11 protein-coding genes are annotated in these 15630 nt (G+C 61.0%); 3 read left to right on the plus strand and 8 right to left on the minus strand.

Going from position 1 to position 15630, the window contains the following annotated elements; genetic code table 11:
* Window positions 1-24: 24 nt before the first annotated feature.
* The 4 genes from deoC to secA all read right to left on the minus strand — a co-directional run bounded on the left by deoC (window position 25) and on the right by secA (window position 6940).
* Complete coding sequence (gene deoC / locus ACW9UO_RS11645) at window positions 25-1020, minus strand: deoxyribose-phosphate aldolase (protein ID WP_457085973.1); 996 nt, start codon at window positions 1018-1020, stop codon at window positions 25-27.
* A 133-nt stretch (window positions 1021-1153) separates the two neighbouring features.
* Complete coding sequence (locus tag ACW9UO_RS11650) at window positions 1154-2719, minus strand: substrate-binding domain-containing protein (RefSeq protein WP_457085974.1); 1566 nt, start codon at window positions 2717-2719, stop codon at window positions 1154-1156.
* A 24-nt stretch (window positions 2720-2743) separates the two neighbouring features.
* Window positions 2744-4009 (minus strand): translocase, encoded by a 1266-nt coding sequence (locus tag ACW9UO_RS11655; RefSeq protein ID WP_457085975.1) that lies wholly within the window; start codon window positions 4007-4009, stop codon window positions 2744-2746.
* 225 nt (window positions 4010-4234) lie between these two features.
* A complete protein-coding gene (secA, locus tag ACW9UO_RS11660; RefSeq protein ID WP_457085976.1) occupies window positions 4235-6940 on the minus strand; it encodes a preprotein translocase subunit SecA in 2706 nt (901 codons plus the stop codon).
* A 170-nt stretch (window positions 6941-7110) separates the two neighbouring features.
* Between secA and ACW9UO_RS11665 the strand changes: the two genes are divergently transcribed.
* The 3 genes from ACW9UO_RS11665 (at window position 7111) to mutT (ending at window position 9670) form a co-directional block, all read left to right on the plus strand.
* Window positions 7111-7962: a foldase protein PrsA gene (locus tag ACW9UO_RS11665; RefSeq protein ID WP_457085977.1), complete on the plus strand. Its 852-nt coding sequence runs from the start codon at window positions 7111-7113 to the stop codon at window positions 7960-7962.
* 2 nt (window positions 7963-7964) lie between these two features.
* Entirely contained in the window at window positions 7965-9191 is a 1227-nt protein-coding gene (gene argJ / locus ACW9UO_RS11670; RefSeq protein ID WP_457085978.1) for a bifunctional glutamate N-acetyltransferase/amino-acid acetyltransferase ArgJ, read from the plus strand.
* 77 nt (window positions 9192-9268) lie between these two features.
* The gene (mutT, locus tag ACW9UO_RS11675) at window positions 9269-9670 is read left to right on the plus strand and encodes an 8-oxo-dGTP diphosphatase MutT (RefSeq protein ID WP_457085979.1); all 402 of its coding nucleotides are present in this window, start codon (window positions 9269-9271) and stop codon (window positions 9668-9670) included.
* Between the two features lie 412 nt (window positions 9671-10082).
* Here mutT and infB read toward each other — a convergent pair whose 3' ends face one another.
* The 4 genes from infB to rimP are packed head-to-tail and all read right to left on the minus strand — an operon-like array spanning window position 10083 to window position 15480.
* The gene (gene infB, locus ACW9UO_RS11680) at window positions 10083-12569 is read right to left on the minus strand and encodes a translation initiation factor IF-2 (RefSeq protein WP_457085980.1); all 2487 of its coding nucleotides are present in this window, start codon (window positions 12567-12569) and stop codon (window positions 10083-10085) included.
* A gap of 6 nt (window positions 12570-12575) precedes the next feature.
* Window positions 12576-13205: an RNA-binding protein gene (locus ACW9UO_RS11685; RefSeq protein WP_457085981.1), complete on the minus strand. Its 630-nt coding sequence runs from the start codon at window positions 13203-13205 to the stop codon at window positions 12576-12578.
* A gap of 20 nt (window positions 13206-13225) precedes the next feature.
* The gene (gene nusA / locus ACW9UO_RS11690; RefSeq protein ID WP_457085982.1) at window positions 13226-14869 is read right to left on the minus strand and encodes a transcription termination factor NusA; all 1644 of its coding nucleotides are present in this window, start codon (window positions 14867-14869) and stop codon (window positions 13226-13228) included.
* A complete protein-coding gene (rimP, locus tag ACW9UO_RS11695) occupies window positions 14869-15480 on the minus strand; it encodes a ribosome maturation factor RimP (RefSeq protein ID WP_457085983.1) in 612 nt (203 codons plus the stop codon). Before rimP ends, nusA begins: the two co-directional genes overlap by 1 nt.
* Window positions 15481-15630 lie beyond the last annotated feature (150 nt).

Consider the following 15630-nt stretch of genomic DNA (forward strand, 5'->3'; position numbering starts at 1 on the left):
GAAATCTTTTGAAGATTTCGGGACCTAGGCCAGTGCGTGGCGGTGGCTGGCCGAATAGCGGCCGGTGACGTGGTGTTCGAGTTGGCGTTCGATATCCCCCAAGAGCGAGGACGCGCCAAAGCGGAACATGTCGGGCTGGAGCCAGCGATTGCCCAGCTCATCCTTCATCAAGGCCAGATAGGTCAGTGAATCCTTGGCCTTGGAGATGCCGCCCGCCGGTTTATAGCCAATGTAAATGCCGGTGCGTTCGTGGTATTCGCGGATCGCGCGGATCATCACCAGACTGACAGGCAGAGTGGCGTTGACGCTTTCCTTGCCGGTCGAGGTCTTGATGAAATCCGCCCCCGCCATCATGCAAACCAGCGAAGCGCGGGCGACGTTCTTCAGCGTGCCGAGCTCTCCGGTGGCGAGAATGGCCTTCACATGCGCCTCGCCACAAGCCGCGCGAAAGGCGCGCATTTCGTCATACAGCGCCTGCCAGTTGCCGGTCAGCACATGGCGGCGGGAGATGACGATGTCGATCTCGCGCGCGCCCGCCTCGACGCTGGCGTAAATCTCGGCAATCCGCAGGTTGAACGGCGACAGGCCCGCAGGGAAGCCCGTGGACACGGCGGCGACGGGGATGTTCGTGCCCTCTAGCGCGTCAACAGCGGTCGCCACCATGTCGTGATAGACACAGACGGCGCCGGTGGTCAGCCCTTCCATTCCCAACTCTTGCAGGATGTCGGCGCGCACCGGTTGGCGGGCTTTGGCGCAAAGACGGCGCACCCGGCCTTCGGTGTCGTCCCCTGACAGGGTGGTCAGATCGATGCAGGCAATCGCGCGGCAGAGCCAGGCGGCCTGATAGTCCTTTTTCACGCTGCGCCGTCCGGGCAGGGTGGCGGCACGGCGTTCGATGGCCGAGCGGTTGGCATGTACGCCAAGCACCCAGTCGAGATCGAGGTCCATGCCGGGATTGCGCGGCGCGTAGGTTTGGGGAAGATGCGAGGTGTCTTCGGATGTCTTGGTTTTGGTCGCCATGGGCTCGCCTCCGGTCATTTGCTGTCACGGTGACATGCGAACGCGCAAGCGGCAAGGGGGCCGTGGCGGGAGGCAGCCCGATCCATCAATGGATCGGTTCCGATCTGTTGACAGATCGGGACTGCGCCCCGGATCAGCGGACCCAGACTTCCACCCGTCGGTTGGCCTGGCGGCCCCACGCGGTATCGTCGCAGGCCAGGGGCAGGGCTTCGCCAAAGGCTTCGGTTTCAATCAGAACCCGGTCGAGATTGGCGATTTCCGCAGCCGCAATCACCGCATCGCGCACCGCCGCCGCGCGTTTTGCGGCAATGGCGCGGTTGCCATCGGCCGGGCCATCGCCATCGGAAAAGCCCACGAACATCACCGACCGTGTGTCGTACTTTCCCGCCTCAAGCGCGCGCGCCAATTGCTGGACGTTCGACAAGGATTGCGCGTCGAGCAAGGTCGATCCGGCGCGGAATCGAAACGTGGTCGACAATCGGTGGCGGGTGCCAAGCGTCGACACCAGCCGCTTTAGTTCGACCAGAGAGGTTTCGCGGCCCGCGGCGGCGATGGCGTTGGCAAAGCGGTCGCCCTGGGCATTGAGTTCAACCTCTTCGGGGGCCTGATCGACAAATCCGGCGCGGCGGATCACGATCTGCGCCGGGTCCGAGCGGGTGAACGTCAGGAAATCCCGCGCAAGCTTCGGCAAGCGTCGCGCCGGCAGATACAGGAACATCGGCGCGGTCAGCGGGTAATCTTCGGTCTTGATCGCCAGCCGCGAGGCGCTGAGCTGAAATCCGCAGCGCCCCGACAGCACCACAGGCTTGGCGTTGCCAATCTCGGAATAGCTCGCGATGCCGATGCCCAGCACATCGCGGTCCACGGCCTGCGCCAGATCGGCATTGGTGCTGTGGCGTTCGACATCGCGCGCGAGGTCCAGCCGCGCCGGGGCGATCAGCTTGTCCTGCACCGATTGTGCCAGCCCGGATTTGGTGTCGCGCAGGTGCAACACCACCGGTGCATCCGGCCCGCCAAGCTGCATCCAATTGGTGACGCCACCGCCGAAGACACGCGCCAACCGCGCCGGGCTTATCGCGCCAAGCGGGTTTTTCGACGACACAATCGGCACCAGCGCATCAAGCGCCAGAACCCGGCTGCGGTTCGGCCCGGTCAGATCGCCAAGCCCAGCCTCGCGCGCGGCACGCACCTCGGAGGGGCGCACCTCGCGCAGGGACATGACGATATCGCTTTTGTCCGCCAGAAGATCGGCAAAGCCTTCGTCGGTGTTGCTGGTGTGAAAGTGGAACAGACCCTGTTCAATGCCACTGTTGCGGTCGCGCAGCGCATAGGTAAAGCGGTTTTCATCGATCTCGTCGCGGACCGCGTGCAGCCCATTGCGCAGGGCAAAGGCCTCGATCAGCGCGGGCATCAGCACCTTGCCCATGGTCGACGACCCCGACACCCGCATTTCGGCCACGAACGCCTCAAGATTGGGGCAGCCGGGCCCGTCACAGGCGACGCCAGAGGCATCGATGGTGATTTCGCCATAGATGGTATCAAGCCGGTAAAACTCGCCGTCAAAGCCGCGCAGGGTGCCCTCAATCTCGACCGCGCCATCAAGCGAGGTCAGGGTCACGTCCTGGGCAGTGGCGACGGACGGCAGGCCGACCACACATAGGAAAAGTGCGGCGCAGAACGCCGCACAGAACTTGCTCATAAAAACCGGCCTTTGTTGTCGCGTCTAGTTGGCGGCAACTTTCAGGTCTTCGAGCAGATTATTCAACACCAGAAAGTCACCCGAGGCTTCGCAGTCCGGCATATAAAGCGTCACGTCCTGCGTGCGCAGCGGGGTTCCGGGTTTGAGTTGCAGTGTCTGCGCCTCGATTTCGGTGCCGCAATTGTCGGCTGTCACTTCGGCTTCGACCGAAAGCCCGATGCGTCCGGCGTTTTGGGCCGTGCGGGTGGGGAAGGAATAAATCTCGGCGTTCAGAACCTGTGGTCCGGTGCCTTCGCCCAGGTGGGTCAGGAACCCGGAGGTGCCAGAGGCGGCGGTGCCCACATCGCCCGGCGCGCCATTGTGGATGTGACCCGCGCCGAAATAGGCGGCGTCAAATTCCAGAGCGTGCAGGCCCAGCCCGGAGTCGCCGCGCCATTGCACGACAACCCGGTCGTAGAAGTCGATCATCGGCACATCAATCTGCGCCACCGCGCCTTCGCCGCTTTCGAACGAGGCGATAAAGACCGACTTTTTGGCCAATGCCGGAACGCGCAGATTGGCGCGGCCACGGTCGTCGGTCATTGCGTGGAACATCATGCCGTTGTGGTGCAGGGTCAGCTGCTCTGAGGGCAGGCAGCTGGCATCGACGATCAGATCGACCATCGCCGCCGGGGCGGGATCGGCGGTCAGGGTGATGTCACAGGGCAGGCCGGGGATGGTTTCGACCGGCTCTGAGGGGATTGCGTCGCTGTCAAAGGCCACAACCAACGCCTGCGGCAGGCCAATGGCTGTACCAGCCTGAAGCGGCATCGGTGTGTCTGCGTCTTTCAGAACGGCAGCTTCAAAATTGGAAAACGTCATGTCCGGTTTGCTGGCCACGATCTTGGCCTGGGGCAGCTCGGGCAAAGCCGCTTCCTTGGGCATAAAGGCAAAGGAGGTCGGTGTGATCTCGGCCACGTCCAGAGCCTCGTCCAGCGCCACATCGAGCACTTGGGGCAGGGGGGTGGGCTCTGGCGATGCCTTGGCTGTCACCTTGTTGGGGGTGGCAACCGGACCCGCGCCGGGATGGCTGCCGAAATTCTGCATCGCAAAGCTGACCGCAAAGATGATGACGCCGCTGCCCAGGGCCACCGTTGCCTTGTTCACCGGGATGCGCCGCGATTTTGCCGCTGTGGCCGCGCCTGCGGGCGGGGTTGCCGCCGCGGGTGCGTCGCCCTTGCGTGCCATCATGCCGCTCAGTTTGCCCAGCGGCAAGTTGCCCAGGGAAAATTTGCCAATTGGAAGTTTCATCTCTGCCTCCTTGCCCCTTCAAGGGCGTCCAGTTGAGGCATTTATCGACTCGGATCGGGGCATAGATTTGACGCTGCGGCGGAGTCTTTCGGACCTGCGCCCAAGGATTGTACCCGATTGTGACACAATTCGTTTCGCCATTCGGGGCCGCAAATAGCAAAAGGCCGGACATAGCAAAAGGCCGGACACTGGGCCCGGCCTTTTGGTCAGTCATGTCGGATCAGGTCAGACCCGGCCGTGGCAGTGCTTGAACTTCTCGCCAGACCCGCAAGGGCAAGGCTCGTTGCGGCCCGGATTGCCCCAGGTGGTGGGGTCATCCTCGACAAAACCGGGCGCTGCACCCTCGACGGGCTGTGCGGGCTGGCCTTGGGGCTGGGCCTGTTCGGTCAGCTTTTTCTGCGCGGCCTGCTGTTCTTGGATCTGGCGCATCAGGGCGGCTTGCTCATCAGGGCTCATCGGACGGATCTGGGCCAGTTTCTGGCTCACATCCTCGCGCAGGCTTTCCAGCATCGATTCGAACAGCTGGAACGCCTCGTTCTTGTACTCGTTGAGCGGATCGCGCTGGGCATAGCCACGGAAGGCCACAACCGAGCGTAGATGCTCAAGCGTCAGCAGGTGCTCGCGCCATTTGCCATCGATGGTCTGCAACAGCATCTGCTTTTCGATGTTGCGCATGGTCTCGGGGCCAAAGGCCGACGCCTTCTGCGCCATGTACTTATCGCTTTCGTCTTCAAGACGCTCGCGCACAACCTCTTGGTCAACGCCTTCCTCTTCGGCCCAAGCCTGGATCGGCAGGTCGAGGCCAAGGTATTGGATGACGGCGCCCTGCAGGCCCTCGGCATCCCATTGGTCGGCGTAGGATTTCGGCGGCAGATACTGATCGACCAGCTCGTCGATCACCTCGTGGCGCATGTCTTGCACGATTTCCGACAGGTCCGCCGCTTCCATGATTTCGCGGCGCTGGGAAAAGATCACCTTACGTTGATCGTTCATCACGTCGTCGAATTTCAGCAGCTGTTTGCGGATGTCAAAGTTGCGGCCTTCGACCTTGGCCTGCGCGCGTTCGAGCGATTTGTTCACCCAAGGGTGCTCAATCGCTTCGCCCTCTTTCATGCCCAGCGTGTTGAGCACTTTGTCGAGCCGTTCAGAGCCGAAGATGCGCATCAGGTCATCATCAAGCGACAGGAAGAACGACGAGCGACCGGGGTCACCCTGACGGCCGGACCGGCCGCGCAGCTGGTTGTCGATGCGGCGGCTTTCGTGGCGCTCGGTGGCGAGAACATAGAGGCCGCCGGCTTTCTTGACCGCTTCCTCGTCCGTTTTGTGGTCCGCTTCAATCTGTTGCCGGATCTCTTCGGGGTCGGCCTCGGGATCGGCGGCAATCGCTTCCATGATCTGGAAATCAAGGTTGCCGCCCAGTTTGATGTCGGTGCCGCGACCGGCCATGTTGGTGGCGATGGTCACTGCGCCCAGCTTGCCGGCATCGGCGACAATCTGCGCCTCTTGCTCGTGCTGGCGGGCGTTCAACACGTTGTGCTTCAGCTCGGCGGCGGTCAACGCCTGGCTCAGCATCTCGGATTTCTCGATCGAGGTGGTGCCCACAAGAACCGGCTGGCCCTTGGCATGCGCCTTCTTGATCTCTTCGATGATCGCCTGATATTTTTCGTCGCCCGAACGGAAGACCTTGTCGTCTTCGTCGATCCGCTCAATCGGCTTGTTGGTGGGCACTTCGACCACGCCAAGGCCATAGATCTCGGAGAATTCCTCGGCCTCGGTGGCTGCGGTGCCGGTCATGCCGCCAAGTTTGTCATACAGACGGAAGAAGTTCTGGAAGGTGACAGACGCGAGCGTCACGTTCTCTGGCTTGATCTCGCAGCCTTCTTTGGCCTCAATCGCCTGATGCAGCCCGTCCGACAGGCGACGCCCGGCCATCATCCGGCCCGTGAACTCATCGATCAGCACAACTTCGTTGTCGCGGACGATGTAATCCTTGTCGCGCTGGAACAGCTTGTGCGCGCGAAGCCCCTGATTGACGTGGTGCACCACGGTGGTGCTTTCGGGGTCATACAGCGACTGGCCTTCGGTCAGCAGATCATGCGCGCGCAACTGGTTTTCAAGGAACTCGTTGCCGTCGTCGGTAAAGGTGACGTTGCGGGTTTTCTCATCAAGCGCATAGTGATCGTCCTGCAAAAGCGGGATCAGCTTGTCGATGGTCTGGTACATGTCGCTGCGGTCATCCGCAGGGCCCGAGATAATCAGCGGCGTGCGCGCCTCATCAATCAGGATGCTGTCGACCTCATCGACCACGGCAAAGTTATGGCCGCGCTGGAACATGTCTTTCAGCTCGGCTTTCATATTGTCGCGCAGATAGTCGAACCCAAGCTCATTGTTCGTGGCATAGGTGATATCGCAGTTATACGCGTCGTGCTTTTCCTGCTCGGACTGCCACGGATAGACCACACCGGTGGTCATACCGAGCGCGGCGTAAACCTTGCTCATCCATTCGGCATCGCGTTTGGCAAGATAGTCGTTGACGGTGACGATATGCACGCCCTTGCCGGTCAGCGCATTAAGGTATGACGGGAAGGTGGCAACAAGCGTCTTGCCCTCACCGGTCTTCATCTCGGCGATGTTGCCCTGGTGCAGGAAGATCCCGCCCATCAGCTGCACATCAAAGGCGCGCAGGCCCAGCGCCCGTTTGGCGGCTTCGCGGCAGTTGGCAAACGCCTCTGGCAGCAGCGCATCAAGCGCTTCGCCGCCCTTGGCGCGTTCGGCCAGCTCTGCGGTTTTTTGCTTGATACCGTCATCGCTCAGCGCCTCGAACTCAGGTTCAAGCGCGTTGATCTGTTCGACCAGCGGGCGGGTCGCCTTGATCTTACGGTCGTTCGGTGTTCCGAACACCGATCTGGCGAGTTTTCCAAAGCCCAGCATAATCTCTCCGTCGAATAATGCGCACATCTTTGTGTGCGCGCCTTGCCCGTCTCGCCTGCAACCCATATGCCTTTGCGGGAAACATGTGCCCGACGGGACAACAGCGATGTAAGGGGCACCCTACGCAGTGTCAACGCTGGCCGCGGGCAAGGGATTGAATGAAGGAACACATGATGTTGAAATATCTGAAAACCACGGCTTTGGTTGCCCTTCTTGCCACACCTGTTTTTGCAGAGCAGCACAGCGAAATCGATGCCGATACGGTTGTTGCCACGGTGGATGGCACCGAAATCACGCTGGGCCACATGATCATGGTGCGCGCCTCGCTGCCCGAACAGGTGCGCCAGCTTGACGACGATACGCTGTGGGACGGTATTCTTAACCAGTTGATCCAGCAAACGGTTTTGGTTCAGGCCGGTCCTGAAGAGATCACCCGCCGCGTCGCCCTTGCGCTCGACAACGAAGAGCGGGCGCTGCGTGCTGCGGAACGGGCGCAATCGGTGATGGAAGAGGCACTCTCGGAGGCCGCTGTCGAAGCAGCCTATGCCGAGGCCTATGAGGGCGAAAACCGCGCAATTGAATTTAATGCCTCGCATATTCTGGTTGAGGCCGAGGAAGACGCAGCCGCCCTGGCCGAACGCGCGCGGGCTGGCGAAGATTTCGCAGAGCTGGCCAAGGACAATTCCACCGGTCCCTCGGGCCCCAATGGCGGCGAGCTCGGCTGGTTTGGCGAAGGCATGATGGTGCCGGAATTTGAAACCGCCGTGAAAGCGATGGAGGTTGGCGCGGTCTCGGACCCGGTGCAGACGCAATTCGGCTGGCACATCATCAAGCTGAACGAAACCCGCACCCCCGAAGCGCCCGCACTTGACGCCGTGCGCGCCGAGATTGAGGCCGGCGTGCGCGAAGCGGCGCTTGATGCGCTTCTGGCCGAGCTGACCGAAGGCGCGGAAATCACCCAGACCGACAAGGCGGATGTCGACACGTCGGTTATCAAAAACCTCGATCTTATCGGACAATAATCATGGCAAAATCCCTGCCTGTCTCGCCGCTGGCCCCGGCACGGTTTCCTGATCTTCCGGTCATCGACGGCGTGCGTTTCGCCGCGACCGAAGCTGGCGTGCGCTACGCTGGCCGCAAGGATGTGATGCTTGCCCTGCTTGCGCCGGGCACATCAATGGCAGGGGTTTTCACCCGGTCCGCCACCCGCTCTGCCCCGGTGCGCGACTGCCAGGCCAAGCTTGGGGGAGACGCCAGCGACGGCGCGGCGATCTTGGTAAACGCGGGCAATTCCAATGCCTTCACCGGGCGCGCCGGCGATGCCTCGGTTGCGGCCATTACCGAAGCGGTGGCGGCCTCTGCAGGTGTGCCCTTGCAGCGGGTCTTCACATCGTCCACCGGCGTGATCGGCGAGCCGCTGCCGCATGACCGGATCACAGCCGTGCTGGACAAGCTGGTCGCGGCACAGGACGACAGCGGCATCGCCGACGCCGCCCGCGCGATCATGACAACGGACACCTACCCCAAGGGATCAAGCCGCAGCCTGACCATCGGCGGCAAACCGGTCAAAATCGCGGGCATCGCCAAAGGTTCGGGGATGATTGCGCCGGATATGGCCACGATGCTGGTCTATATCTTCACCGACGCGCTGATCGGCCAAGCGGACCTTCAGGCGACGCTGTCAGAGCTGACCGACCTCACCTTCAACTCGATCACCGTCGACAGCGACACCTCGACCTCTGACACCCTGCTGCTGGCCGCCACAGGCAAATCCGGCGTAGATGTGTCGGGCAATGCCGAGTTCAAGGACGCCCTGTTCGAGGTGATGATGGACCTCGCGCATCAGGTGGTGCGCGACGGCGAAGGGGCCACCAAGTTCGTCCAGATCGACATCACCGGTGCCGCCAGTGACGCCGAGGCGCACACCCATGCCATGGCCATCGCCAATTCGCCGTTGGTCAAGACCGCGATCGCAGGCGAAGATCCCAACTGGGGCCGGGTCGTCATGGCCATCGGCAAAAGCGGGGCGCAAGCCGACCGTGACCTGATCACCATCCGGTTTGGTGACGTGCTGGTGGCGGAAAACGGCTGGGTCCACCCCGATTACAAAGAGGCCGACGCCGCCGCTCACATGAAGGGCGAACACATCTCGATCGCGGTCGACCTCGGGCTCGGCTCTGGCAAGCGCCGGGTCTGGACCTGCGATTTGACGCACGGCTATATCGACATCAATGCCGATTACCGGTCCTGATCCTTCTTCTGTTTCTAAATACCTCGGGGAGCGCGAGGGGCTGGCCCTCGTTTCCTCGGCCAGCCACAGGCGCTCCAATGACAAAAATCGTCCTCGTTTCCGCCGTCGCCCTGATTGACCGTGACGGGCGTGTGCTGCTGGCACAACGGCCCGAGGGCAAATCGATGGCCGGTCTGTGGGAATTTCCCGGTGGCAAGGTCGAGGCGGGTGAAACGCCCGAAGCGGCGCTGATCCGGGAATTGCAGGAAGAGCTGGGCATCGACACTTGGGCCTCCTGCCTCGCCCCGCTTACCTTTGCCAGCCACGCCTATGAGAGCTTTCACTTGCTGATGCCGCTGTTTGCCTGCCGCAAATGGGAGGGCACGCCGCAAGCGCGTGAGGGGCAAACCCTTAAATGGGTGCACGCAAATGCGCTGCGCGACTATCCCATGCCGGCGGCCGATATTCCCCTGATCCCGATTTTGCGGGACTGGTTGTAAACCCTGAAAGGGGAAAATTCCCAGTTCAGTCCCCTCTAGTGACACTTATTTAACCGCACCTGTGCAAATTGAGGCGGTGTTACGACCAATTTTCGGGTCGACTTTGTGCAACAAGTGCTTAGATTTGGATTACAGCACTATAGGGAAACAGTATCATGCTGAAAACGATCACTCTAGGTAAGTATATTACTGTGCAAGGTATCTTTGTTCGCAAGCTGGAGGATGGCCGAATCGCTGTCCGTGACGGCGCGCGCATCTTTCTTGGGCGTCCTGTCTCTGCGAGCGCTTAAGACAAAGACTGTCTTCGACTGTCAGGCACCACTCTTCTGACTTCGTCGACACTGTTTATTCATAGAAAAAGGGGACAGATCGCTCTGTCCCCTTTTTTAGTTTTTCAGATCTGGCGCGGTGATCAGTCGAGCGAACGCTCAACTTCCTGACGTTCAAAGATCTCGATAACGTCGTTCGCGCGGACGTCATCATAGTTCTCGAACGCCATGCCGCATTCCTGACCGGATTGCACTTCGGGCACTTCGTCTTTGAAGCGCTTGAGCGTTTTCAGCGTGCCTTCGTGGATCACAACATCGTCGCGCAGCAGGCGGACACCGGCGGAGCGGCGTGCCACCCCTTCGGTGACCAGACAGCCAGCCACTTTACCAATGTGAGAGACCTTGAAGACCTCTTTGATCTTGGCATAGCCGATGAAGGTTTCGCGCACTTCAGCCGACAGCAGACCAGAGGCCGCCGCTTTCACATCGTCCACCAGATCGTAGATCACGCTGTAATAGCGGATTTCCACGCTTTTCTGGTTGGCCGAGTTCCGGGCCGAAGCGTTTGCACGCACGTTGAAGCCCAGGATCGGCGCGTTCGACGCTTCTGCGAGGCCGACATCGGTCTCGGTGATGGCACCAACACCCGAGTGAAGCACGCGAACACGCACCTCGTCGTTGCCGATCTTCTCCATCGCCTGAACGATCGCTTCGGCCGAGCCTTGCACATCCGCTTTGACCAGGATCGGCAGTTCCGCCACGTTCTGATCTTCTTTGGCTTTCGCCAGAAGCTGATCAAGCGTGGTGGCCGCGCCGGCAGCCGCACGTTTGTCCTTGGCCGCTTTTTCGCGGTATTCGGCAATCTCACGCGCTTGCGCTTCGGTGTCGACCACGTTCAGCACGTCACCCGCTTCGGGTGTGCCGTTGAGGCCAAGCACCTCGACCGGAACCGACGGGCCGGCTTCGCTCACACGGTCGCCCGTGTCGGAAATCAGCGCACGCACCTTGCCCCACTGTTCGCCGACAACAAAGATGTCGCCTTGGCGCAGGGTGCCGTTCTGGATCAGAACCGTGGCCACAGGGCCGCGGCCAACGTCAAGCTGTGCCTCGATCACGGCGCCTTGGGCGGCGCGCGCGGGGTTGGCATGCAGTTCAAGGATCTCAGCCTGAAGCGCGATGGCTTCGAGCAGCGAATCAAGGCCCTGACCGGTGATGGCCGACACTTCGATGTCCTGCACGTCACCCGAAAGTTTTTCGACGATGATCTCGTGTTGCAGCAGATCGGTGCGCACCTTGTCGGGGTTAGCCGCAGGTTTGTCGCACTTGTTGATTGCCACGATCATCGGCACTTTCGCCGCTTTTGCGTGGGCAATCGCCTCGATTGTTTGCGGCATCACGGCGTCATCGGCCGCAACCACAAGCACAACGATATCCGTCACCTGTGCCCCGCGCGAACGCATCGAGGTAAAGGCAGCGTGGCCCGGCGTATCAAGGAACGACAGAATCGCGCCGTCCTTGGTTTGCACCTGATAGGCACCGATGTGCTGGGTGATCCCGCCTGCTTCGCCGGACACAACCTTGGTGTCGCGGATCGCATCGAGAAGCGAGGTTTTGCCGTGGTCGACGTGGCCCATGATCGTGATGACCGGGGGACGCGGCTGAAGATCTTCGGGCTTGTCCACGATCTCTTTGATCACGTCCTCGACGTCCGCGTCGGAAACGCGGATCATCTTGTGACCGAATTCCTCGATGATCAGCTCGGCAGTGTCGGCGTCAATCGTTTGGTTCTGCGTGACCATCATGCCCATATTCATGAGCGATTTCACCACGTCAGCCACACGTTCAGCCATACGGTTGGCCAGCTCAGAGACAACAATCGCCTCAGGCAGCTTGACCTCGCGGACAACCTTTTCCCGCTCGATTGGGCCGCCCATCGCCTTTTGGCGTGCACGTTCCTGCTTGCGCTTCATTGCGGCCATCGAACGTTGCCGTCCGCCTTCGCCGCCTGTCAGCGCCTGGTTCACAGTCAGTTTGCCGGAACGGCGGCCAGCATCGCGGGCACCCTTGCCCTTGTTCTGACGGTCTTGCTCGCGCTCGGGCGCGCGCTCGACCTTTTTAACTGTCGAAACTTTGGCACCACGGGGCTGTTCGGCCTCGGGTGTGGGGGCAGCAGCCTTGGCAGCGGCGGCTTTCGCGGCTTCCTCGGTTTTGCGACGCTGACGATCTTCTTCCTCGGCCTTGGCCTTGGCTTTCTCTTCAGCTTCTTTCTGCTCGCGCTCCTTGGCCTCCATTTCGGCCCGGCGGCGCTCACGGTCTTCCGCGCGTGCCTTTTCGTCGGCCTCGCGGGCCGCAGCCTCTTCGACTTCGCGTGCTTTGGCGGCCTGGACCGCCTTTAGCCGGCGTTCCATTTCGGCATCGGTAATCCCGGCAGGGCGTTTGCCCGCGCCAGCACCACCACCAATTCCGCCGGATGCGGACTTGGACGCGCCGGCTTTAGGCACCACAACGCGCTTGCGTTTGGTTTCCACTACGACGTTCTTGGTTCGGCCATGGCTGAAGCTCTGCTTCACGTTCCCCGCACGGGGTCCGCCACGCAATCCAAGGGTCTTTTTGCCGTCATTATCGCTCATAAAGCTCTATTTTCCTTTCCGGTGGCCCCTGCCACCGTCGTCATGCACGCGCAGATTTTTCAATCTTGCGGCTTCCTCTACTACACGTTCCGTGAGTCCACCAGACGCGAGCGCGCCATGTATCACAGTTTGTCGTCCAAATGCCAATCCCAACTCGTCTGCGGTCAGCCAGCCGATGAATGAACCACTCTGAGGTGTGCTCAATTTCGACTTGCCACGCTCGGATCCGTCGCTGGCTTGGATCAAAACCTTGGCCTCTTCGTTTTGAAGCCAGATTTTCACCTTTTCATAACCCGCGATGGCCCGACCGCCCTTGCGCGCCAGCGAGATCAGATTGACCACGCGCCGCGCCAGTTGAGCTTCGACCGCCGCCACGAGCCCATCGGGCACCGTGACTGGCTGTTTGGCACTTCTGGCGAACAATTTCTTGCTCACCGCCAATTCAAGCGCTGCGCGGTTGGCCGAAACCCAGATGCCACGACCGGGCAGTTTGCCCAACACGTCTGGCACCGCCTGGCCCTCGGGGCCAACCACGAAGCGGATCATCTTTTCCACCGGCAAAACCTCGCCGGTGGCTATGCATTTACGTTCTGGACCGGCGTCTTCGCCGTCCTTGTCCTTGCCGCCGCGTGACATGATGTGACCTCCTGGACCGTTCAGCCCTTGGGCTCTTCGGCCGCACCGGCCTCGGCCACAGTCTCTTCACCGTCTTCGGCGGTCTCGTCTTCGTCGCCCTCAAGCTCGGCAGGATCAACCCAGCCCAGTTCGATCCGGGCGGTCATTACCATTTTTTGCGCCTCTTCCAGCGACATGTCGAAGGATTCGAGCAGGCCATCGTCTTTGGTCCGCTCGCCATCGACGGTTGTCCAGCCGCCAGCCAGCTCCCAGTCGGCGCAGGTGGCGAAATCTTCGAGCGTCTTGATGCCGTCCTTGGCGAGAACTTCGATCATTTGGGGCGTCAGGCCCTCAAAGTCAATGAGGCTGTCCTCGACACCCAGTTCGCGGGCATTGGCAAGCGCCTTGCGGGCCTGCTCTTCCAGGTGTTCGCGGGCGCGGGTCTGAAGCTCTTCGGCGGTGCTGTCGTCGACGCCGTCGATCACCAGAAGCTCGTCAACTTCGACGTAAGCCACCTCTTCGAGGTTGGTAAAGCCTTCGGACACAAGCAGTTGCGCGAAGAATTCGTCAAGGTCCAGCGTGTCCATGAACAGGCGGGTGCGCTCTTCGAATTCTTTCTGACGGCGGGCCGATTCTTCGGCTTCGGTCATGATGTCGATGTCGAGCCCGGTGAGCTGCGACGCAAGACGCACGTTCTGACCGCGACGGCCAATCGCCAGCGACAGCTGCTCTTCGGGCACCACAACTTCGATGCGCTCGGCTTCTTCGTCGAGAACAACCTTGGTCACTTCGGCCGGTTGCAGCGCGTTGACAAGGAAGGTCGGCTGGTCGTCGTTCCACGGGATGATGTCGATCTTTTCACCCTGAAGTTCGTTCACCACGGCCTGCACGCGCGAACCGCGCATACCGACACAGGCACCGACCGGATCAATCGAACCGTCATGCGAAATCACGGCAATCTTGGCGCGCGAACCGGGGTCACGGGCGACGGCCTTGATCTCGATGATACCGTCATAGATTTCGGGCACTTCCATTTTGAACAGTTCGGCCATGAACTCGGGCGCGGTGCGCGACAGGAAGATCTGCGGGCCACGCGCTTCGCGGCGCACGTCCTTGATAAAGCAACGGATGCGGTCGTTCGGGCGATAGCTTTCGCGGCCGATCTTTTCGTTGCGGCGCAGAATCGCCTCGCCACGGCCCACGTCGACGATGACGTTGCCATATTCTTCGCGTTTGACCTGACCGTTGATGATGGTGCCGGCGCGGTCTTTGAATTCTTCGTACTGACGGTCACGCTCGGCTTCGCGGACCTTCTGGAGAATCACCTGTTTGGCCGATTGTGCGGCAATCCGGCCCATTTCGACCGGCGGCACTTCTTCGACAAAGGTTTCGCCAACCTTCGGATCAGCCATGTATTGCTTGGCCTGCTCAACGGTGAACTCAGCCTGGTAGTTTTCCAGCTCTTCGTCTTCGACCACGGTGCGGACGCGGGTAAAGGTGGCGCGGCCGGTGCGGCGGTCGATGTTCACCCGAATGTCCATCTCGGAGCCGTAGCGCGACTTGGCGGCGCGGGCGAGGCTTTCTTCCATCGCTTCGACGACAAGACCGGGGTCGATCATCTTTTCGCGCGCCACCGCTTCGGCGGTCTGCAAAAGCTCGAGCTGGTTGGCTGATGTGATTGCCATTATTCTTTCTCCTCTTGAGAAGACGCTTCCGTCTCGATCTCGTCAAATTGGGTTTCGTCCACGCCGGCGGCCTTACGTTGGCGCAGCATCTCGCGGATGAGTTCGTCGGTCAAAACCAGCTTGGCATCGCTCAGCCAGTCGAAGTTCAGGCCCAGCGTCACGGTGTTTTCCGCTTCGCCTTCGCCGTCGACATTGATCAGAACCTCGTTGCCTTCGATTCCGGCCAGCATGCCCTTAAAGCGACGGCGGCCATCAATCAGCTCGGTGGTCTCGATCTTGGCCTCATAGCCTTCGTAGGTGTCGAAATCTTTGAGCCGTGTCAGCGGGCGGTCGATGCCGGGGCTGGAGACTTCCAGCGTATAGGTATCGAGAATCGGGTCTTCGACATCGAGCGTAGCACTCACCGCGTTGGAAATCGCGGCACATTCATCAACTTCGATGCCGCCGGTGGGGCGTTCGGCCATGATCTGAAGCGTCTGGGTCTTGCCGCTCATCAGGCGGATACGGACCAGCTCGAAACCCATATCTTCAATCACCGGCCCGAGAATTTCGGCCAGACGACGATCAATCGCGGCTTTGGCGATCAGTGTGTTCGAGAGAAAATCACTCATACTTGGTCCTGCGGCTACTTTCGGGCATTGCCCGGCGAGCGGGCACAAAAAAACGGGCGCGCGGCCCGTTGAACTTATCCGGTGGTGCTTCGGTTGAGGCCGACGCGCCGCTGTTGAAAGGGCATATACGCCCTGCCGCTCGCTGATGCA

Source organism: Marinovum sedimenti (assembly GCF_054052205.1).

What these genes read in the sequence shown, in the direction of transcription:
- deoC (WP_457085973.1), bottom strand. Translation starts at nt 1,020, where the DNA reads ATGGCGACCAAAACCAAGACATCCGAAGACACCTCGCATCTTCCCCAA.
- ACW9UO_RS11650 (WP_457085974.1), bottom strand. Translation starts at nt 2,719, where the DNA reads ATGAGCAAGTTCTGTGCGGCGTTCTGCGCCGCACTTTTCCTATGTGTG.
- ACW9UO_RS11655 (WP_457085975.1), bottom strand. Translation starts at nt 4,009, where the DNA reads ATGAAACTTCCAATTGGCAAATTTTCCCTGGGCAACTTGCCGCTGGGC.
- secA (WP_457085976.1), bottom strand. Translation starts at nt 6,940, where the DNA reads ATGCTGGGCTTTGGAAAACTCGCCAGATCGGTGTTCGGAACACCGAAC.
- ACW9UO_RS11665 (WP_457085977.1), top strand. Translation starts at nt 7,111, where the DNA reads ATGATGTTGAAATATCTGAAAACCACGGCTTTGGTTGCCCTTCTTGCC.
- argJ (WP_457085978.1), top strand. Translation starts at nt 7,965, where the DNA reads ATGGCAAAATCCCTGCCTGTCTCGCCGCTGGCCCCGGCACGGTTTCCT.
- mutT (WP_457085979.1), top strand. Translation starts at nt 9,269, where the DNA reads ATGACAAAAATCGTCCTCGTTTCCGCCGTCGCCCTGATTGACCGTGAC.
- infB (WP_457085980.1), bottom strand. Translation starts at nt 12,569, where the DNA reads ATGAGCGATAATGACGGCAAAAAGACCCTTGGATTGCGTGGCGGACCC.
- ACW9UO_RS11685 (WP_457085981.1), bottom strand. Translation starts at nt 13,205, where the DNA reads ATGTCACGCGGCGGCAAGGACAAGGACGGCGAAGACGCCGGTCCAGAA.
- nusA (WP_457085982.1), bottom strand. Translation starts at nt 14,869, where the DNA reads ATGGCAATCACATCAGCCAACCAGCTCGAGCTTTTGCAGACCGCCGAA.
- rimP (WP_457085983.1), bottom strand. Translation starts at nt 15,480, where the DNA reads ATGAGTGATTTTCTCTCGAACACACTGATCGCCAAAGCCGCGATTGAT.